The following is a 19893-nucleotide window of genomic DNA, read 5'->3' as shown; positions in this document are numbered from 1 at the left end:
TCAGAGTTTACAAAAAAGCCAAAATCTACCTGCAAAATGTTGCAAATCCCCTGCATATAGTATAGAATATGAGTAGCCTTGCGCAAATGCGACAGACAGAGGAGAACGGCAATGGATATTGATACCTTTATTCACGAAGCCATTTTTGGCGAGAAAGAACAGCACCGCATTTTTTACTACCTGATGTGGGAGAACCTGCAGGAGGTGGGCTATGTAATCACCGATGAGAGCGGCTACGAGATTGACAGTGTGTTCAAGGCGGTGGCACTGCAAAATCTGGTAGGCGAGTTTGCCTACCGGTTATATGATACAGTCAACGAAACCGGATATGAGGATGTACTGGAGTACCTGGGCACCCTGGCTATCGGCGAGGGCGATATTCTGCAATACTGCGAGAGCGACCCGGAAATTCTGGTCGAGCCGGAGGATTTCGAGCTAACGGTAAAGAACGCGCTGGACACCATAACAGAGCGCACAGCGGACAAGCTGTTAGAGGAATTCTCTGCCGATGATCTGTTTGACTACCTGTTTACCGCCACTTATGACTTTGAGCAAGACTTTACCTACGAGTTTGAGGACACGGACGAATTTCAGGCCTTTGTGGACTCCAACGCAGACCAGCTGGATAACTATAAAGAGGAATACCCGGCTGTTATGCGCTGGGTGGAAGGCGGTATGGTCTGCTGAGCGAATGACAAATATCTATAAAAGGGACCTGGATTCAGGTCCCTTTTGCTTTGTATCGTCTGTTATTTATTGCTCTTGTTTCCATTGCCGACTTTGTTCCCGGCAGCGTGTAGCTGCTGGGCAATCTCGGCCAAGCCGGCAGACATGGCGGAGATCATGCGCACCGTCTCTTCCTTGGTATAATCATTGCTGCAATAATCGTTGAGCGCACCGAAAAAGCCAAAAGCCAAAAAGCTCTTGCTCACGGAGGAGCGCTGACTGCGAAAATCCAAAAATTTGTTTTTGCCGATATGATCCGCAATCACATCCGTAATGGCAGCAATATCCAAATACGGCTCAATATTTCGGCTGCGAAACAAGATCCGATATTTTTTCTTGATCCGATTGGCGCTGACAAAAATCGTTAAGAAATACTGGTTAAAGGTGGCTGTGTCCGGCTTCTCCGCCTGGTCGATCACCTTTAATGCCTGCTGGGACAGCTCTTGCACAAAGTCAATTAAAATAGAATTGACCAAATTGAATTTATCGCTGTAATGCAGGTAAAACGTGTTTCGGTTGATCTGGGCTCGCTGGGTAATATCCGTAACGGATACCTTGTCAAAATCGCTCTCCTCCAGCAGTTCAAAGAAGGCGTCCCGAATGGCGCGCTCGGTCTTCACATACCGCAGATCGGTCTCTTTCATTACTTATATCCCCCGTCTCTAATGATCGTATGATGATTATACACCACCATACCAATAAAAGTCAAGTTGGGCGATCTGCTGATTAACTGGTAAGAATGCGGTCTGTTATTTGACCCAGCCTTTCTTAAACATCAGGTGGGCAGACAGCAGCGATACCACCACGCCCACAGGGATCAGTACGCCTACCGCCAAGTCGCCCTTAAAGAGCAACATCAAGCAGACGACGGCAACAGGCACAACAGTCAGCTTAAAGTGCTTGGCAAAATAGCTCATACCCAGCGCGCCGAACAGTGCGGGCACCACCTGCTTAAAAGCAGGGGCAAAAACAGAGTCGTCATTTGTCAAGTACGGCAGCACCGGACTGAACAGCAGCACCCCTGCGGCAATCACCAGGGTGGTCACAATAGAGGATGTGGCGCAGGCAATGGTGGAGAGTACCTCGCCCTCCTTGCTCTGGGCGCGCACCTGGGCAGAGTCCAGGGCAGAGAGCACACAGGGCAGCTTTAAGTTATTAATATTCCCGGTTACAAAAGCCAGGTAGGTTGCCCCGGTACCCAGGAGCGGCGTGTAGGTCATCACTTCAATCACCGCGGTGGGATAAAACAGCAGGGCAATAGGCGCCAACCCCTTAAACACCACCTGGGCGGAGGGAAAAGCATGCAGATGGGCGCTGATCGCAACCGGCAGCATTAAGAAAATAAACAGGGCGGAGATCACCCAAAAGCGACCGTACAGGTGGGTCTTTTCATTATAATCTTTCATATTAGCCCCTCCATTCCAGCCAAGCAATGTGGGTGGGCAGCACCTTGGCCAGCAGCATCACCGCACCCATACCGATAAACATCGCCAGCGGCATAGCCATACTTTGCAGCCAGGCAATCTTTTTCTTTTTCTCAATCTGCATAAACAGCAGCATAGACAGCATAGACACCGCCAAAGCGGTAATGCTCATGATCCCGGCGCCGTCGCCCAGCACCGCCTTGTCGCCCTGGCCCACAATGGCACGGCCCACAAAGGCACTGATCAGACCGATAAACGCCGCGGCGCTCATTACATCCGCCCAGGCAGTATTCTTGCTCACCGCCTTGCCGATACTGTTTTGAATTTTCTTCATGGCAAAGGGAATGATCACAAGAGGCATCACAGAGCCCAGAGTCATCACCCACGCGGCGGTAGAAAAGCCCAGGGGATCCGTGATCTCCGCGGACAGGCCGCCGGTATAGCCCAGTGCCTCCATGGCCGACTCCGCTGCCGGCACCTCATAAGAAATGGCGCCGATCACTGTCAGCCGGATCCAGGGCAGCACAATGCCCAGCGCACCGGACAGGGTAAGGATGGTTGCCACAATCGAGATGGCAGGCGCCAGGCTGAACAGCGCTGACTGGGTCACCGTGCCTCGCATGATGGCGGTGGACAGCCCCAGCTTTTTGCCCTGCTTCCAGGCACGAATGAGAAAAAACAGCGACTGGGCCAACACAAAGACCACAATAAAGCCGCCCAGAACATACATAAATCCGCTTTCTTTAAAATCCATATCACTTTCCCCCTTTACTCTGCGGTCATCAACCGAATATAGCGCTTAAAGAAGGTAACGCCCTGGGTCATCTGACCCACAGGAATGCGCTCATTGGTGGAGTGGGTGGTGAGCAGCAGCGCCGTGTCCACCGTAAAGGGCGCAAAGCGATAAATATTGCTGCACACATTCTCGTAATTATAAGCGTCTGTGCCGCCCATCACCAAATAGGGCGCCACAATATTTTTTTCGTCCAGATGGACGGACAGCCGACGCAGGGTATCAAAAGCCCGGGTGTCCGTGGGTGATACAATGCTGGGCTCCTTGCCCTTGATGAATTCAATCTCCACATTGTCGCCGCCCATATATTTCTCAATATGCCGCTGCACATCCGCAATGGTCTGGCCCGGCATAATGCGGAAGTTTACCGTTACGCTGGCCTTTTGGGGCAGTACATTGGCGGCAGGTGAACCGCTGGCCATAGTCACACCGGTAGTGGTGCGGATCAAGGACGCAGCCGGCGGGATCTGCTTCATCACCAGCTTCAGCACCGGGCGCAGCAGCCACAGGTTGCACAGTACCACCCGCCCCGGGTAGGTGGCGTGGCGGCCGATGTCCGTAAACATATTATAAACAAAGGGCAAAATGGTGCTCTTAAATTGGTGGTTCTCCAGTCGCTCCACCTTCTTTGCCAACTGGCCGATGGCGGTGTGTTTGGGTGGTTGAGAAGAATGGCCGCCTTTGGACTTTACAGTAATCTTAAAGTCCGCATAGCCTTTCTCTGCCACGCCCACGCCGGTCAGGTTGGCGTCCAGCAGCCCCTTTACATGCGCCGGCAGCATAGCGCCGCCCTCGTCTACCACGCTGTCCAGGTGCACGCCCCGGCGTTCCAATTCCCGCGCCAATTCCCGGGCACCGTTATTGCCGCCGCTGACGATCTCCTCATTATGCCCCAGGCACAGGTACACCCCGCGCTTTGGGGTATAGCCCTCCTCCAGCAGCGTCTCCACGCTCTCCATCAGGCAGATCAGGTGGTTCTTCATGTCCAGCGCACCGCGACCCCAAATAAACTGGCCGTCATTTACGCCTTCAAAGGCCGGGTGTTCCCAGTCCCCCTCGGTGCCTTCGCTGATGGGCACCACATCCTGATGAGCCAAAAAGGCAATAGGATCCAGGTCTGGATCCGTCCCCTCCCAGTAAAACAACAGACTGGCAGTGGAAATATGATCCAGTTTCAGATTTTTGTGAATCAGCGGGTAGGACTGTTCCAAAAACGCATGGAAGCGGTCAAACGCACCCCAATCCGTTTGGCTCTCATCCTCGCAGGAGATGGTCTTGATCTGAATCGCCTGACTGAGTCGGTCGCACGCCCGCTGCCCGTTCACCTGCTCCGGCGGGAATTCCTCCCGCTGGGGCTTGGGCGCCGTAAAGAACGCTGCACGGATCAGCGTGATCACGATAAACGCAGCCAGCAAGCCTAAAATAATGTACAGAGCCGTCATTTTCTTTTCCCCTTTCCGTAAAAAACAGCCTTAATCTGCAAAGCGGCACCCAAACCCGGGTACCGCTTATACATTTGTATTGGACTTACACGCTTATTTTGCTGCGCCCAGCCCTTTCTCATCAAAGTTCAGAATGGTACTGAGCACTACCTCGTAACCGGTCTTAAGAGCCTCCGGTACCAGGCGCTCCGCCGTATCCCGGCGATTATGGTAATAGTCGGCCGGTTTCGGGTCCATAGCAGCCAGGCAGGTGGCGTGAATCCCCGCCTGGGACAATGCCGCTGCGTCGGAAGAACCGAAGAACACGCTGGCGAACTTCAAATCGTTATGACCTGCCTCAATGGCACTGTCCATCACCAGCTGGCTGAAGGGCTTAGAGTTCTTCACCGTACCGGTCATATCCTTGCTATACACATTCAGGTATTCCAGATCCGTTAAGGTATCTACACACAGCACGGCGGTCTCAATCTCGTCGCACTCTTTTTTATGGTCCTTGGCCCACTGCTTGCAGCCACGCAGACCGGCCTCCTCGCCGTCTGTGATCATGCAGCACACCTCGGTATTTTCAAATTCCACACCGGCCATATCCAGCATACGCAAAGCACACACCGCCGCATAAGTACCGGTCAGGTTGTCATTGGCGCCGGGAGAAATGGTCTTAAAGTCCACAAAGCAGAACAGGGTGATCATAAACAGCGCGGTGACAAAGTGGAAATAGTAGCTGTAATTCAGCATGAAATCGCCGAAAGCGCCCATATCCGCAAAGTGAGCAATCAGGCAGATCACTGCGATAATAAAGGAGATGATCGCGCAGACAATGGTACCGCCCATAAAAATTCCCATCAAGGGCAGCTTGCCCTTGGCATAGTACAGATGACGCCATTCATAGGCTGCGTCAATATGGCCGCTGATTACAATGCGGCGCTTAACCTCACCGGTGGGCTTGCGGGTGGCGCAAAAGTTGTGGCCCTCTACCTTCTTATAAAGCGGATCCATAAACTGCTTGTAAAACAGGAACTCCATTACGGTGATAAACAGCCCCACAAAAGTCACACCGCCAACAATACACTGGGCGATCCACCAAGGCAGCACACTGGTAAACACCAGAGCGGCACACACCACCACAGCCAGAATGATGGCTACACTGACGATTTTTGTAAAGTGCAAAAAGGCCTTAGGTGCCATTTTGTAGCTTTCAAAGTGGGTCTCGTCACAGAAGGGGTCCATCTCTTTTTTGATGTGCTTCTCGGCAGCCAGGCAGTTGCTGTTGCCGGACTCCCGGGGACCGTACTTCTTAATGATGTTGGTGATCTCCTTGACTGTGTAATCCACATTTTCGTCGATCACCTGCTGGGGAAATTGGCTAAATTTCATACTTATTTTTCTCCTTTTGCTTTGCGTTCTTCGTTGAGCTTCAACTCATAATGGGTATCGCCGCAGTAGAACAAACGGCGGGGCTTTTGCCGCTGGAAGGTGCCCGGCTCCGCCACGCTGGTTACAGCATAACCGATTCCCAAGGCGTCCAGCGTAGGCTTAAAGGCCTCCAGTCGCTCTTTGAAGTCCGCGTATTTTTTTCTCTCTTCGGCCGACCAGGCAACCTCTGCCAGAGCCTGCATACGGGGGTACACATTCAGATCCAGTTTTGGACGCTTGTCGATCCACTCGGTCCATACCTCAGCCTCTACGCCCAGCACATGGTCATAGGAACGAGGCAGAATATGATAACGACCCGGATCGAAATCGTATGTATAGCTCAATGGGTACTGCCCGTAGGTCATATCAAAGTAAAAACTGCGGTGATTGCTCAGGATCACATCGCCGCCGCGGGCAATGTGCCGCTCCACATTCTTATCCCGCTTGGGGGTCCAGTATTGACCGATCACAGACGGGTCCAAATTGCCGGCGGCCAAAATCTCATTCCAGCCGATCAGGCGCTTACCCTTCTGCTTTACATATTCCAGCACCCGGTTGTTGAACCAGCCTTGCAGCTCTTCCACATCGTTTAGGTGCATCTCTTTCATCTTCGCCTGGCAGTGGGGACACTTTTTCCATTCGTCCTTGGGCGCCTCATCGCCGCCAATATGGAAGTAAGGCGCGTCAAACAGTTCGCACACTTCATCAATCACATCAAAGATAAACTGGAAGGTACTCTCTTTGCCCAGGCAGGCAGAGCGGTTCCAGTCCATTACGCCATGCAAGGTAGGCACACGACCGCCAAAGTAGCCGGGCACCTCGCGTTCCAGTTCCCGACAAGCCAACCAGGGATACGCTGCCTGCGCCGCCGCAAAATGGGCAGGCATGTCAATCTCCGGCACAACCATAATGCCCCGGGCGTTGGCATAGGCCACGATCTCCCGAATATCCTCCTGGGTATAAAAGCCCTCATGAGGCTCGTTGACCATATGAGAAGTATGCCAGCCGTCCACCTGGGTGCAAGTGCGCTTAGAGCCGATCTCCGTTAAGCGCGGATATTTTTTGATCTCAATGCGCCAACCCTGATCGTCCGTCAGGTGCCAGTGAAACACATTGAGCTTCATCATAAAGAGCATATCCAGCAGTCGCTTGACTTCTTCTTTGCCAAAGAAGTGGCGGCTCTCGTCCAGGCTCATACCGCGCCAACCCCAACGGGGGGCATCGTGAATGCTGCAGCAGGGCACCGTACGCCCGCCGATATCATAATCCGCCAAAATACGCAGGGATTGCAGCGCATAGTAAGCACCGATAGGCGTAGCGGCAGTGATGTGCACCTTCTCCGCGGTCACATTCAAGGTATATGCTTCCTTTTGCAACGCCGGGTTGCGGGTGACAATAATCCGTGCCTCCCGGGTGGTGGTGCGTACCAAAGGAATACGCAGTTCGCTCTTCACCTTCTCGCCATCCTGCAAGGTGAAGGCGCCGTCCAACGCCTGATATGCGCGGGGATTGGGAATCAAATGCATACTCATTCTCCATTTCTGAAATTCCGACCGGGCGCAGCGCGTCGGATCGGGTAAAGAGTGAAATAAAAATATGTGCGTTTTCACGCCGTCTATTTTACCATATTTTCACCATAATGTAAACGCTTTGAGCCGCGCAAATTGTGAATTTTGTATGTTCGACACATTACTGCATTCGCCGCATAAGAGACCCATGTTCAAAATCCGCGCCTTGACACCGCCGTTCATCGTGTTATAATTAAGTACGTTTAGATTACAGAAATGAGTTGACGACGATGGAACAAAGCAAAGATTTTTTAGCCACCCGGCCCATCGGACGACTGCTGCTCCAGCTGTCCCTGCCCACAGTAGCCGCCCAACTGATCAATATGCTTTACAATGTGGTAGACCGCATTTACATCGGCCACATTCCCGGCGAGGGCGCGCTGGCGCTTACCGGGGTGGGCGTGTGTATGCCGCTGATTCTAATCATCTCCGCCTTTGCGGCATTGGTGGGCAACGGCGGCGCACCTCGGGCCTCCATCGCCTTAGGCAAGAAGCGAACGGCAGAAGCTGAGCAGATTCTGGGCAACTGCTTTGTCACGCAACTGCTGGTGTCTGCGGTGCTGACAGCGGTGGTACTCATCTGGAACCGACCGCTGCTACTGGCATTCGGCGCCAGCTCCAACACCATTGATTACAGTGCGGCCTATATGAACCTTTACGCCTTGGGCACCGTATTCGTGCAGCTGACCCTTGGCATGAACGCCTTTATCACCGCCCAGGGCTTTGCTAAGGTAGGTATGCTCTCGGTGCTCATCGGCGCCGTTGCCAATACAGCACTGGATCCGCTGTTTATCTTCGGCTTCCACATGGGTGTGCGAGGTGCCGCGCTGGCTACCGTGCTGTCCCAGGGACTGTCCTGCCTGTGGGTGCTGTCTTTCTTACTTGGCAAAAAGACTTTTATCCGCATTCGCCGGTGCAATCTGCGTCTGCACGCCAAGGTCATTCTCCCCTGTCTGGCGCTGGGCAGTGCCCTGTTCGTCATGCAGGCCAGCGAGAGCGTAATCTCCGTATGCTTTAACACCTCACTGCTGAAATACGGCAGCGATCTGGCAGTGGGTGCCATGACCATTCTCACCAGTGTCATGCAGTTTGCTATGCTGCCGCTGCAAGGACTGGCACAAGGTGCCCAACCCATTATCAGCTACAATTACGGTGCCGGAAACAGCAACCGCGTACGCCGCGCGTACCGACTGCTGCTCACTTACAGCGTTTGCTACGCCATGCTCTTTTGCCTGCTGATCCAGCTGTTCCCCGGCGTGTTTGCCGCCATCTTCACCTCTAACGCAGAATTGCTGGCCTTTACCAAGCCGATGTTGCGCATTTACACTCTGGCGCTGGGGCTGTTTGGTATTCAAATCGCCTGTCAAATGACATTTACCGCCCTGGGTAACGCCAAGGCGTCCATCATCGTGGCGGTGATGCGCAAGTTTATTCTGCTGCTGCCGCTGATCTACATTATGCCCCACCTGTACACTGCTGACCTAACCAAGGCTGTCTTTATGGCGGAGCCGGTGGCAGATGTGCTGGCCGTGGCCTTCACCGGCGTTCTTTTCTTCTTTGAATTCCGCAAGGCCCTGCGTGCCATGCCAAAAAGCGAGAAAAACAACTAAAAGTAAATGTCGGCTGTACCAGGCAGCGCCATTTCTCTGTCCTATAATTCTCCCTGTCATTTGCACCCGGTGGCTTTTTGTGTTACAGTAAGAGTGCAAGGGAGGTCATGGTATGAAAAAGCAACAGGACAAAAACAACCCGCCGGAGGAATGGGAATTGACCCTGACCCTGGAGCCGGAGGAAGAAGAACAACCGGTACCCGGCAACGGCAGCGCCTTAACGGACGAGGACATTCTGCTGCTGGGCTACTTAGGCCGCCACTTGGGCGGCAAAAAATAAAAAACTGTCCCCCTTTGGCGCTTTGTGCTATACTGAAAGTACCAAGGGGGATTTTTATGCGCGTATTTGATTTTGACAATACCATTTATGACGGTGAGAGCGTCATTGACTTTTACCTGTTCAGCCTGCGCCGCAATCCAAAGGTAGCACGCTATGTGCCGGTGGTGCTGTATCACCTGCTGCGCTATAAATTGGGGCGCACCACCATGGCAGACTTGGAGCAGGCCGGACGCAAGTACGCCGCCCAATACCTCAGCAGCTTTGATGACCCAGAGGGGCTGGTCCGGGACTTTTGGGACGGGCATATGCGCAAGATCAAAGCCTGGTATCACCCGAAAAAAGACGATGTGATCGTCACCGCCTCGCTGAATTTGATCATGGACGAGGTGTGCCGCCGCCTAGGGGTGCAGCACTGTATCTGCTCCGTGGTGGACCGCCAAACCCTGACGGTGGAGTATATCAACTTCAACGCCAATAAGGTGTCCGCTTTTCGCAAATGCTTTGGAGCAAGCGCCGTACCGGACGCATTCTATACCGACAACGCCGCCGACCTGCCCATGATTCATCTCTCCCGCACCGCCTACAAAGTCCGCCACAACCGCATAACCCGAATGAAATAGCGCAACAAACTATTTTTGGTATTGCAAATAGACGGACTGATCGCACCGTCTGTGTTCTTTCAATATTCGGATATTGATAAATGCTTTTATTTCTGAATCCAACAATAAAAACGCAGTGGAAAGATTGACTTTTTATTCAAACTTTCCACTGTGTTTTTCAGCATATCCATCGTCGATCATCAAGTTTTTCTGCCTTATGGATTTACACTATTCTCAAACAAGAGCGGACTGAATGTGAAATATGGAATTGTTTCACTACCTTATAGATTTACACTATTCTCAAACTCTGTCTGTCTCCTTTACGCTTATGCCGTGGTTTCACTACCTTATGAATTTACACTATTCTCAAACAAGGTTCCGGTTGAGGGCGTCAGTTTCAACGTTTCACTACCTTATGAATTTACACTATTCTCAAACAGACATGGGCGAGGCAATGAAGTATGCCGCGTTTCACTACCTTATGAATTTACACTATTCTCAAACCTTCTGCATATCAGCCGGAAGAAGACTTATGTTTCACTACCTTATGGATTTACACTATTCTCAAACGAAAAAAACAAATACACTTCATCATCGGAAGTTTCACTACCTTATGGATTTACACTATTCTCAAACATAAGTCGGCGGACTGAAAACGCAAAGGAGGTTTCACTACCTTATGGATTTACACTATTCTCAAACAGACTTGATGATTTTGTAGGAGTTGCAGACGTTTCACTACCTTATGGATTTACACTATTCTCAAACTTGCGTCGTCGATCACGACAGACCGCTGCGGTTTCACTACCTTATGGATTTACACTATTCTCAAACCGTACCCGTCATATAGTTTTTGAACGGTTTGTTTCACTACCTTATGGATTTACACTATTCTCAAACGATAAATTTGGTTTAATTGTGTCGCAGTTAGTTTCACTACCTTATGGATTTACACTATTCTCAAACTATTATAAAGTGACCGCCGTGGCCACTGTTGTTTCACTACCTTATGGATTTACACTATTCTCAAACAAACACAGCGTCCATATCATCTACGACTTTGTTTCACTACCTTATGGATTTACACTATTCTCAAACCTATTGTTTAATTTAATATGCTGGATTAGGTTTCACTACCTTATGGATTTACACTATTCTCAAACATGTTTTTTTCTTCTCTGGTGGCTCGGCTTGTTTCACTACCTTATGGATTTACACTATTCTCAAACACCCGGCAGCATTTGTTCACCAACTTGTCGGTTTCACTACCTTATGGATTTACACTATTCTCAAACTGTAGTTTGTAGCGGCTCAAAAGTCCAAAAGTTTCACTACCTTATGGATTTACACTATTCTCAAACGGACGACGATACTTATACTGGTCAGATCGCGTTTCACTACCTTATGGATTTACACTATTCTCAAACCATCAACTCGTACACTTCAAAGTGTATGTGTTTCACTACCTTATGGATTTACACTATTCTCAAACCGGCCGTCTTTGCTTCGAGAACCGGCACAGTTTCACTACCTTATGGATTTACACTATTCTCAAACAAAGTGGGGCAATGGTTAGATACGCTTAACGTTTCACTACCTTATGGATTTACACTATTCTCAAACACCGCCGAATATTCAAGCGCAGGTGGCTTGTTTCACTACCTTATGGATTTACACTATTCTCAAACTAAAATCATCATATAGCCGTGCCTTGATTGTTTCACTACCTTATGGATTTACACTATTCTCAAACCTGGCTTTGTTTCATTGGATGTTGAAATTCGTTTCACTACCTTATGGATTTACACTATTCTCAAACGAAAACAAGGGGGGCACCCCCCTAACAACGTTTCACTACCTTATGGATTTACACTATTCTCAAACCTCAAATAAGCTGCGCCCACTATACAGCGCAGGGCAAATCCACAAGATCTAGTACCATAGTACTATGGCGAAACGGAATTGTCAAGGGTACACAAATCCCGATCCAGCACATAGAGTTTGGCGCGCACATCTACGCACGCCGGTGCCTGGCACTCTAAGTCTAAAATCCGAATTTGATGCAAAGATAGAGTATGTAGCAGCTGGCTCACCTCCTCCGACTCAAAATATAAATACAAATTGGATATAGCAAAAATGCGTACCTTTAAATACCGGGAAGTTAAAATCAAAAATCGCGCCAGGCGCTCGGCTGCTGTACTTTCTTCCCGCCGCAAACGGAACTGCAAAAGCTTCACAACGGCAGCCGCTTCTAAATCATCCTGGTAGGCTACATCATAATCAAACCGGGCGGTAAGTGCATCTCCTAACTGTAATAAGTCCTGGCGCACAAGCGCCAAAGGCTCTGCCAGCTCGGTGTTGAGTGTCTGTTCCATAGCAGATGCCACATGGTTCATCAGCTTTTTGGCATCCGCATCCGGCTGCAACGGATTCGCAATATAAATCCCTTGTTTGGAGAAAGCAAAAGGCTTCCACTCCTGGGAAAAGGTCAACACTTCATCTGCACAGTCCTCTAAAAAGGCGTTGACCACCCGGCGAAAAACCGTTTTATTTTCCAGCGTCAAAACTATGGCCGTTTGGTTTTCAAAAGCCAACGGCTCCGGGAAATAGTCCAAAGCGATCCTCATAAAATCAGCAACCTTTCATCCGTGACCACCACATTGCTGTCGTTGCAGCCTACCACCAGTTCCATTTTGGCGTACTGCTTCTCCGTTACGGTCAAGATCTGCACTACGCCGGCCGGGGGCTTACACTTCCGCACCCCGGCACAAATACTGGCTGCGTTATTTTGGTTCAAAGCGATCTTGGAGTACACCGACTGCTGCATCATGATAAATCCGCTCTTGACCAGCTTCTTGCGAAAGCGGGCATACTCACGCCGGTCCTGGGCAGTCTTTACCGGCAAATCAAAAAACACAATCACTCGCATAAATCTATAACTCATACGCAGCTACCGGGAAATGAATTTCTGCCACATCCTGGGCAGCCAAAGCGCGGAACACGCTGGCTGCATACAGGCGAATGGCATTGAGTACTGTTTGCACCCGGCCGTCCAACTGCACCTCTTGATTTAAGAGGGACAGCACGGCCACTTTCTCCGCCTTTTCAAACTGCTTAGGTGCTAACTTATGTACGCACGCATCCACCAATGGGCGGAAAGGCTCCATTAAATCGCAGCTTAAATTATAAGTATTGAACATATTGTCATGGAACAAGCCCAGCTGGGTCAAATACCCGGCTGCCACCACCTCGCGGTTAAAACAGGATAAAATCAAGCTATACCCATAATTTAATGCCGCGTTGGTGGGACAGTCGTCACTGCGGCTGAAATGGGAACCAAAAAGGGCATTAAAATACACCTTGGCCGCATGACCCTCTCGATTGGTCCGGTCCCCAAACTCCAGTTCGTCCAAATACCGGCAGAGCTGATCTGCCCGCGGGGACTGGACCGCTCGGAGCACTAACATTTGGTTCTTGATTTTTTCGCCCACAATGGCGGTCCAAATCAACTGTTTAGCGTCCCGGGTCCAGCTAAGCTGATCCTTGAGCTTTTGGCTGCAATCATGGCAGCCGTAATAGGCCGTCAATTCGCCGCAGGGATTGCGTTTCTCATCACAAAAAATCACCTTGATCTTATGCTGCAGCAGCTGACTCATCAAAGCGGTGGTGATTGCACAGGCGGTATTCTCGATCAAAAGCACCGAAATGTCACCAAGGTGCACCTTGGTGGTGCTCTCTGCATCCCGCACCACCAGGTACTCCATACTGTACTCCAACTTGGCGGACTTGGTCACCACCACAACGCGCCAACTCATGGCAAGCCCTCCTTACGGCAACAGTTCGATTTGCTGCTCAAACAAGCCGGTAATGGATTGGTGAATGAGTTTGACGGAGGTTACGCCTTTGATTTCGGAGAGCTTGCTATTTGTTTTCATAGAACCTGCACCTTTAGCCAAACCAATCAGTGTAAGATCTGCGGTTAGTACATTGGCGTGTAACATCTTCAACAATTCAGACAGCACTACACATTGTTCTTCATCAGTTAAATCAATAAACCGCTCTCTTTTATCAACAATTTTTTCATACATATCAGCAAACCGAAGATGAAAGATCGTGTTGCACATCTTGTCCATCAACGCATTAAACAGCGTAAGGTTTTCATCAGCGGAAATTCCATCATACTTGTTCAACGGCCGATCCTTGTTTTGGCTCAAATACTTGGTGATATTACGCACGTACTTTTCTTGTTCATAACTAAGTACCAGTTGTACACCCGGTTTATATACTATTTGTTTTCCCTTTGAAGCTTTGCTGCTAATATGCATCCGAAAACCGTCAAAAGACAGACAGGCGTTATACTTGATACACGGAATCAGCACTTTCGCCGGAGCACCTACATAACTGCTTACATACCTGTCCGGATCTGCCAAATAAGCCTTTTCCGTTACCGCATCAATGGGCACCAACTGGCGCACCTCTTTGCCCTTTTTGTCCGAATAAGAGATTAGGGCAAAATATTTGGACATAGCGCTATTATATGCGCCGTACTTGGCCATATCGCTTTTGGGTCCATCCTGCTTTAGCGGGATTTGGCCCTTACCCTTCTTCACCGGCATCTGGTCAAACAAACCACCGTGCTGGCAAAACGCATACCGTGTATAGCGAATATTGTTCTTGGCCATCATTTGTTTTACAATCTCCAGGCTCTTGGTTTGTGTTTTCTGGAGTTCGCCGCCCTCTGCTACCCAGGCGCCGGGAATATCCCACTTGAACATGGCGTTCATACTGTAACCCCGCGAGCCGTTTTCCTGCAAGCCGCGGATGAAATTGCGCAGATTATGGGTGCACCGTACATTGTAAACATTGCCCACCACCACATTCAAGTACGCGTCCTTAGCGTGGTGAAAGTCGTTGACCTCACGGCACTTAAGCATATCATAGGTATGGCGAAAATCGGAAGCCAGCGCAGCCTTGACATACACGATCTCTGTCTGCTCTTTGTCATATAGCTGCTCCATAATTTGGGCAACCGCCTTGGTGGATTGACGGGTCTCGACCAGTTGGCGGGAGATAAAGGCACCCAGTTCTTCATCGGTCAAGGGCGTCGTCCGGATCAGGCGTTGGTATTTAACCTTGCTGATCAAGTTCTTAGACAAAAGCAGCTGCCAAAAGCCGTGCATTTTGGCCTGCGTTTCTCGATCCAGAGGGTACACATCCGTTTTCTTTGCATTGTCCACCTTCTTTACCAACACTCGGTTATTCAGACTATCGTCCTTTACCTTAGAGCGCGGAAAAATATGGTCAATATCATAAACATTGCCACTCAGCAAACTGTTCAGGTCAATATGCTCGCCGGTGTACATGCACCGGCCCATTTGGGTATAATATAGGTAAAGCTTATCGCTACGCAATCTGTCCTCCTCGGTCCCCTCCAGTTGCGCATACAGGTCTGCATATTCCTTTTTGCAGCTTTGGTACAGCTCCAACAGTTGGGCTTTTCTGGACTTTTTGCGTTCTTTCTTTTCTTCTCCTCGCGCCACCTCAATAAAGATTTTCTTCGGCGGGCACTTTTGGATCTTTTCGATCTCGCGAGCGATCAGCAACGACTGGTAAATAGGTCGCTTTACTTTCGGTGAAACATACAGATCCTCCACCATTTGGCGCAGGGAAACATCCTTATCGAACTGATTACATGCTGCGACCTGCTCCCCAAATGTGGGCATATAGTCCGCACTATACAGCAGCTGCATTAAGTTCAGGTTGGTATCCCACAACGCGGAAATGATATTAGTCACCTCGCCGGTATTTTTGTCGGTGCATGCCACCTGGGTCAGAAATTCCCGAGACAGACGGCTCCAGCCGGTGTACTTCAATCGAGCCAGTTTGCCCCGCTCTGTTTCTGTCAGTCGATCGCCAAACAGATCTCGCAGCCGCTTTTTCAGCAACTTTTTATCGTCGCCAAAGATCGTAATTAAGCGTACAACTTCTTCCTTCTCATCATAGGTCAAATCATAAGGCGCCAGATCCTGCCAAGGCTTTAGACTGGCCTTAAAGTTTTCATCAAAGCCGCCCATCACCTCATAGGCAATACCCCGGGACTGCAAATAGTTTTTCAGTCCCTTGCCGGTGACTTTGCCGCGCTTTTCAAACAGGTCCCGGTAAATCTCCTGCTTCAGTTTGACCTCAACACGCTGGCCGTCCAGCGTTAAATTGTTTAGCTCGTTGAGCACCATAAACTTGGTGTACAACAAAGAATACTTGGGGATCACATCGTACTGGGGCAAATAGGTACACTTGCTGGTCAAATTCTCAATAAATGCCTCTGCGCTGCGATCCAAATCCACCACTTGGTCAAAATTCCAGGGATAGATTTTTCCCTCTTTCCGCACGATCCAGGCTTTTTTACTATGCTTGTTCAGCGGGCCAACATAGTACGGAATACGGTGCTCGCAAAGGGAAATGATTTTTTCTCGCACAGTCAGGCCGGTCTCATCTTTTTCTGTTAAAAACGGCAAATATCTCTGCGCCCGGTCTAAAATACCTTCCAGTTCTTTTTTCTGCAACTGCATAGGAATCACGCCGTTGTCCTTAGACACCTGCTTGGGCATAAAAGTGCCATTCTCAATGGCGGCGAACATATCCGCATACGCCGGGTCCCCATTGTCGCCCAGCGTCTTTTTCAAATAGGCGCAAAAAGCCTCTTGATTACAAGTCTTTTCCAGCACGCCGGTGTGACCATTTTCCTTGATATGACCGGAATAGGCCACATAGTTGTCGTCCTTGCTGCTCAGCTTAAAAATCTTTTTGTACAGTTCCGAATGATAGGTCTTCACATAGGTTTTCAGCCGCTGCAAATCCGTCTTGTGCTGCTCATAGGTGGCCACTTTGGCCTCGCACAGATACTGATGGCCGGCCAAGATCTCATCCAAAATAGCCCAATCATATAGGGCCTTGATCCGCACCACCAAATCGAACCGTTCTTCCAAAAGAGACTGGTACTCCGGTTCGTTGTCCTCATAGCTGCCGGTAAAGGCGATGCTAGGTTTTTCCGCCTCGACCAAAGTGTCATCGTTAAACAGGTCCTTCAGCTTCACCGTAGCGCCGCAGGCCAGTGCCAGGCAGGCATACAACTGGGGAGCGCTCTTTTTTGTTACACCGAACAGCTCTGCTGCCGCCGCAGTCTTTCTGGACTTAGACAAAGACTTGTCCTTGAGCACGGCGCCAAAGGCTTTTTCGTCCGTGCATTCTACTGCACATTCATATTCTTCTTGCAAATAATCCCGAAACGCACCGTAAATCGAACCAAAGTTTTGCGCCTCTCCTAAGGAGTCAAACAGAAAATGACCGCGGTTTTTGATAATATGATGCACCGCCAAAAACACCAGGCGCACATCGTATGGGCCATCCTCATGCAAAAGCGCATTACGCAGATGATAAATGGTGGGAAATTGGCGATGATAGTCTGTGTCCGTATAATCCGGATCCGCAAACACAGCAAAGGGTGTATTGGTGGTTTTATCCTCTGCATACAGATCGCTCTCCCGCAACCGCTGGAAGAAAGCCGGATCCTTGGTACTCACCGGACCGTCAAACAGCATCTCTAACAGATCCAGCCGCTCCCGACGCCGCTGGGTACGCCGCCGACTGATGCGAAACAGCCGCCGCTCCTCTGCCGTGTTGCTCTCATCAAACAGGCGCACACCCCACATGGCATTGCCCTTAAACTTAGGAACACGGTAATCCATATCTGTTACAGCCCAGCCTACCGAGTCTGTACCCATATCCAGACCTAAATAGTAATCTCCGCGTTTTCTCCCTTGTTCCATAAACTCGCTCCTTTTCTTTTTTCATCAAAATTTTCAGTTGACCTATTGACAAGTGAAACTTTTCGTGTTAATATCAAGTTGTATCAAGACCTTATGAGATTTACACTATGCGTTCAAATACCAATTGATTCAACTCGTTGCCGTTGCGGCAACCTCACAGTGTGTGAGCAAGACCTGCATTTTTGCAGGTCTTTTTTATTGCCCTCAACATTTGCATCATAACACAAATAAATAAGAAAGTAAACAAATTTTGCATATTCTTGCCTATTTTGTCAAGTTTAAGTCCATATTTTCGGACAAGTTGCACAAAAGCACTTGACAAACGAAAAAAATCCCGCCCGAGCAGGCAACACCTGTATCGGGTGGGATTTTTTATATTTCTGCTTTACTCGTCGTCAGAGGAGAGTTTGAGCACTGCCAGGAAGGCCTCCTGGGGCACCTCCACCTGACCGAACTGGCGCATACGCTTTTTGCCCTCTTTCTGCTTTTCCAGCAGCTTTTTCTTACGGGTCACATCGCCGCCGTAGCACTTGGCCAGCACATCCTTGCGCAGGGCCTTTACCGTCTCGCGGGCAATAACCTTGCCACCGATAGCCACCTGCACCGGTATCTCAAACAAATGCCGCGGGATATGCTCCTTGAGCTTCTCCGCAATGCGGCGTCCCCGCTGGTAAGCCTTGTCCCGGTGAATAATAAAGCTCAGCGCGTCGATGGTATCGCCATTGAGCAGCACATCCACCTTCACCAAATCCGAGCGGCGGTATTCCTTGATCTCATAATCGAAAGAAGCGTAGCCACGGGTGCGGGATTTAAGTGCGTCAAAGAAATCATAGATAATTTCATTTAGCGGCAGCTCGTAATGAATATCTACCCGATCCGGGGTGATATAGCTCATATTCTTAAAGATTCCCCGCCGATCCTGGCACATATCCATAATGGTGCCCACAAACTCGCTGGGTACATAAATATTGCAGTCCGCAAACGGCTCCTCGCAGTAGTCAATCAGGGACGGATCCGGGTAATTGGTGGGATTGTCGATCTCCACCATGGTACCGTCGGTCATGTGGATCTTGTAGATCACCGAGGGCACGGTGGTAATCAGATCCAGGTTGTACTCTCGCTCCAGGCGCTCCTCAATGATCTCCAAATGCAGGAGACCCAAAAAACCGCAGCGAAAACCAAAGCCCAGGGCGCCGGACGTCTCCGGCTCATAGCTTAGGGACGCGTCATTCAGCTGCAGCTTCTCCAGCGCGTCTCGCAGGGCCTCATAATCCGCACCGTCTGCCGGGTACACACCGCAGAACACCATTGGGTTCACCTTGCGGTAACCGGGCAGCGGCTCCGCTGCCGGCGCATTTGCCAAAGTGATGGTATCGCCCACCCGGGCGTCGGAAACGGTTTTGATGGACGCGGTAATATAGCCTACTTCGCCGGAGGAGAGCACGCCGGTATTTTCCATGGAAGTGGCCCGCATACGACCCACCTCCACCACGGTAAACTGGGCACCGGTGGCCATCATACGCATGGTATCGCCGGCCTTGATTTTGCCGTCCATGACGCGCACATACACGATCACGCCACGGTAGCTGTCATAAACCGAGTCAAAGATCAGCGCGCGCAGGGGTGCATTGTCGTTGGCAACCGGCGGGCGGATCTCCGTCACAATCCGCTCCAGCACCTCCTCCACATTCTGCCCGGTCTTGGCAGACACGCGGGGGGCGTCCATACAGGGAATGCCCACCACTTCTTCCACCTCCTGGGCCACCCGCTCCGGGTCCGCTGCCGGCAGGTCAATCTTGTTGATCACCGGCATAATGTCCAAGTCGTGATCCAAAGCCAGGTAGGTGTTGGCAAGGGTCTGCGCCTCTACGCCCTGGGAGGCGTCCACAATCAAGATAGCGCCCTCGCAAGCCGCCAGCGAGCGGCTGACCTCGTAGTTAAAGTCTACATGGCCGGGGGTGTCGATCAAGTTAAACTCGTAGTGCTCGCCGTTTTTGGCGTCATAGCCCAAAGTCACTGCATGCGCCTTAATGGTAATGCCCCGCTCCCGCTCCAGGTCCATATCATCGAGAATTTGCTCCTGCATATCCCGCTGCTGCACAGAGCTGGTCAGCTCTAACAGTCGGTCCGCCAAAGTGGACTTGCCGTGGTCAATGTGGGCAATGATGGAAAAATTGCGAATGTTCTCTTTCTTTACAGCCAATGGTCTTCC

15 protein-coding genes and 1 CRISPR repeat array are annotated in these 19893 nt (G+C 50.4%); of the genes, 4 read left to right on the top strand and 11 right to left on the bottom strand.

Annotated elements, in window-relative coordinates; genetic code table 11:
- The first annotated feature begins 111 nt into the window (after window positions 1-111).
- Window positions 112-687: a hypothetical protein gene (locus tag OGM59_01445; GenBank protein ID UYI91161.1), complete on the top strand. Its 576-nt coding sequence runs from the start codon at window positions 112-114 to the stop codon at window positions 685-687.
- Window positions 688-749: 62 nt separating this feature from the next.
- Here OGM59_01445 and OGM59_01440 read toward each other — a convergent pair whose 3' ends face one another.
- From OGM59_01440 to OGM59_01415, 6 genes are all read right to left on the bottom strand, one after another.
- On the bottom strand, window positions 750-1370 hold the full coding sequence (locus OGM59_01440; protein UYI91160.1) for a TetR family transcriptional regulator: 621 nt from the start codon (window positions 1368-1370) through the stop codon (window positions 750-752).
- Window positions 1371-1475: 105 nt separating this feature from the next.
- Complete coding sequence (locus tag OGM59_01435) at window positions 1476-2132, bottom strand: hypothetical protein (GenBank protein UYI91159.1); 657 nt, start codon at window positions 2130-2132, stop codon at window positions 1476-1478.
- Window position 2133: 1 nt separating this feature from the next.
- Complete coding sequence (locus tag OGM59_01430; protein ID UYI91158.1) at window positions 2134-2904, bottom strand: DUF5058 family protein; 771 nt, start codon at window positions 2902-2904, stop codon at window positions 2134-2136.
- A 14-nt stretch (window positions 2905-2918) separates the two neighbouring features.
- Window positions 2919-4385: a M20 family peptidase gene (locus OGM59_01425; protein ID UYI91157.1), complete on the bottom strand. Its 1467-nt coding sequence runs from the start codon at window positions 4383-4385 to the stop codon at window positions 2919-2921.
- Between the two features lie 93 nt (window positions 4386-4478).
- Window positions 4479-5759 (bottom strand): M28 family peptidase, encoded by a 1281-nt coding sequence (locus OGM59_01420; protein UYI91156.1) that lies wholly within the window; start codon window positions 5757-5759, stop codon window positions 4479-4481.
- A gap of 2 nt (window positions 5760-5761) precedes the next feature.
- A complete protein-coding gene (locus tag OGM59_01415) occupies window positions 5762-7324 on the bottom strand; it encodes a beta-N-acetylhexosaminidase (protein UYI91155.1) in 1563 nt (520 codons plus the stop codon).
- A 272-nt stretch (window positions 7325-7596) separates the two neighbouring features.
- On the opposite strand from OGM59_01415, the gene OGM59_01410 reads away from it, so the two are divergent.
- The 3 genes from OGM59_01410 to OGM59_01400 all read left to right on the top strand — a co-directional run bounded on the left by OGM59_01410 (window position 7597) and on the right by OGM59_01400 (window position 9876).
- Window positions 7597-8976 carry an MATE family efflux transporter gene (locus tag OGM59_01410; protein ID UYI91154.1) on the top strand — a complete coding sequence of 460 codons (1380 nt, stop codon included), beginning with the start codon at window positions 7597-7599 and terminating at the stop codon, window positions 8974-8976.
- Between the two features lie 112 nt (window positions 8977-9088).
- Entirely contained in the window at window positions 9089-9256 is a 168-nt protein-coding gene (locus tag OGM59_01405; protein ID UYI91153.1) for a hypothetical protein, read from the top strand.
- 56 nt (window positions 9257-9312) lie between these two features.
- Window positions 9313-9876 (top strand): haloacid dehalogenase-like hydrolase, encoded by a 564-nt coding sequence (locus OGM59_01400; protein UYI91152.1) that lies wholly within the window; start codon window positions 9313-9315, stop codon window positions 9874-9876.
- Window positions 9877-10059: 183 nt separating this feature from the next.
- Window positions 10060-11739: direct repeats of the CRISPR family, unit length 36 nt; unit sequence GTTTCACTACCTTATGGATTTACACTATTCTCAAAC.
- A gap of 62 nt (window positions 11740-11801) precedes the next feature.
- Here the strand turns inward: OGM59_01400 and csn2 are convergent.
- From csn2 to lepA, 5 genes are all read right to left on the bottom strand, one after another.
- Window positions 11802-12482 (bottom strand): type II-A CRISPR-associated protein Csn2, encoded by a 681-nt coding sequence (gene csn2, locus OGM59_01395; GenBank protein ID UYI91151.1) that lies wholly within the window; start codon window positions 12480-12482, stop codon window positions 11802-11804.
- A complete protein-coding gene (cas2, locus tag OGM59_01390) occupies window positions 12479-12799 on the bottom strand; it encodes a CRISPR-associated endonuclease Cas2 (GenBank protein ID UYI91150.1) in 321 nt (106 codons plus the stop codon). Before cas2 ends, csn2 begins: the two co-directional genes overlap by 4 nt.
- Complete coding sequence (gene cas1 / locus OGM59_01385) at window positions 12789-13670, bottom strand: type II CRISPR-associated endonuclease Cas1 (protein ID UYI91149.1); 882 nt, start codon at window positions 13668-13670, stop codon at window positions 12789-12791. The genes cas2 and cas1 overlap by 11 nt, the downstream gene beginning before the upstream one ends.
- A 12-nt stretch (window positions 13671-13682) precedes the next feature.
- Window positions 13683-17681, bottom strand: a complete 3999-nt coding sequence (gene cas9 / locus OGM59_01380; protein ID UYI91148.1) for a type II CRISPR RNA-guided endonuclease Cas9 — start codon at window positions 17679-17681, stop codon at window positions 13683-13685.
- A gap of 385 nt (window positions 17682-18066) precedes the next feature.
- A complete protein-coding gene (lepA, locus tag OGM59_01375) occupies window positions 18067-19884 on the bottom strand; it encodes a translation elongation factor 4 (GenBank protein UYI91147.1) in 1818 nt (605 codons plus the stop codon).
- Window positions 19885-19893: the final 9 nt, after the last annotated feature.

The organism is Oscillospiraceae bacterium (assembly GCA_025757685.1).
In the GTDB taxonomy this organism is placed as follows: domain Bacteria; phylum Bacillota; class Clostridia; order Oscillospirales; family Acutalibacteraceae; genus CAG-217.
The sequence above is the reverse complement of the archived record's forward strand: the minus strand, read 5'-3'. Positions and strand labels throughout refer to the sequence as shown.

Excerpts from the sequence above, each read along its gene's own strand:
- OGM59_01445 (UYI91161.1), top strand. The coding sequence starts at position 112 with ATGGATATTGATACCTTTATTCACGAAGCCATTTTTGGCGAGAAAGAA.
- OGM59_01440 (UYI91160.1), bottom strand. The coding sequence starts at position 1,370 with ATGAAAGAGACCGATCTGCGGTATGTGAAGACCGAGCGCGCCATTCGG.
- OGM59_01435 (UYI91159.1), bottom strand. The coding sequence starts at position 2,132 with ATGAAAGATTATAATGAAAAGACCCACCTGTACGGTCGCTTTTGGGTG.
- OGM59_01430 (UYI91158.1), bottom strand. The coding sequence starts at position 2,904 with ATGGATTTTAAAGAAAGCGGATTTATGTATGTTCTGGGCGGCTTTATT.
- OGM59_01425 (UYI91157.1), bottom strand. The coding sequence starts at position 4,385 with ATGACGGCTCTGTACATTATTTTAGGCTTGCTGGCTGCGTTTATCGTG.
- OGM59_01420 (UYI91156.1), bottom strand. The coding sequence starts at position 5,759 with ATGAAATTTAGCCAATTTCCCCAGCAGGTGATCGACGAAAATGTGGAT.
- OGM59_01415 (UYI91155.1), bottom strand. The coding sequence starts at position 7,324 with ATGCATTTGATTCCCAATCCCCGCGCATATCAGGCGTTGGACGGCGCC.
- OGM59_01410 (UYI91154.1), top strand. The coding sequence starts at position 7,597 with ATGGAACAAAGCAAAGATTTTTTAGCCACCCGGCCCATCGGACGACTG.
- OGM59_01405 (UYI91153.1), top strand. The coding sequence starts at position 9,089 with ATGAAAAAGCAACAGGACAAAAACAACCCGCCGGAGGAATGGGAATTG.
- OGM59_01400 (UYI91152.1), top strand. The coding sequence starts at position 9,313 with ATGCGCGTATTTGATTTTGACAATACCATTTATGACGGTGAGAGCGTC.
- csn2 (UYI91151.1), bottom strand. The coding sequence starts at position 12,482 with ATGAGGATCGCTTTGGACTATTTCCCGGAGCCGTTGGCTTTTGAAAAC.
- cas2 (UYI91150.1), bottom strand. The coding sequence starts at position 12,799 with ATGAGTTATAGATTTATGCGAGTGATTGTGTTTTTTGATTTGCCGGTA.
- cas1 (UYI91149.1), bottom strand. The coding sequence starts at position 13,670 with ATGAGTTGGCGCGTTGTGGTGGTGACCAAGTCCGCCAAGTTGGAGTAC.
- cas9 (UYI91148.1), bottom strand. The coding sequence starts at position 17,681 with ATGGAACAAGGGAGAAAACGCGGAGATTACTATTTAGGTCTGGATATG.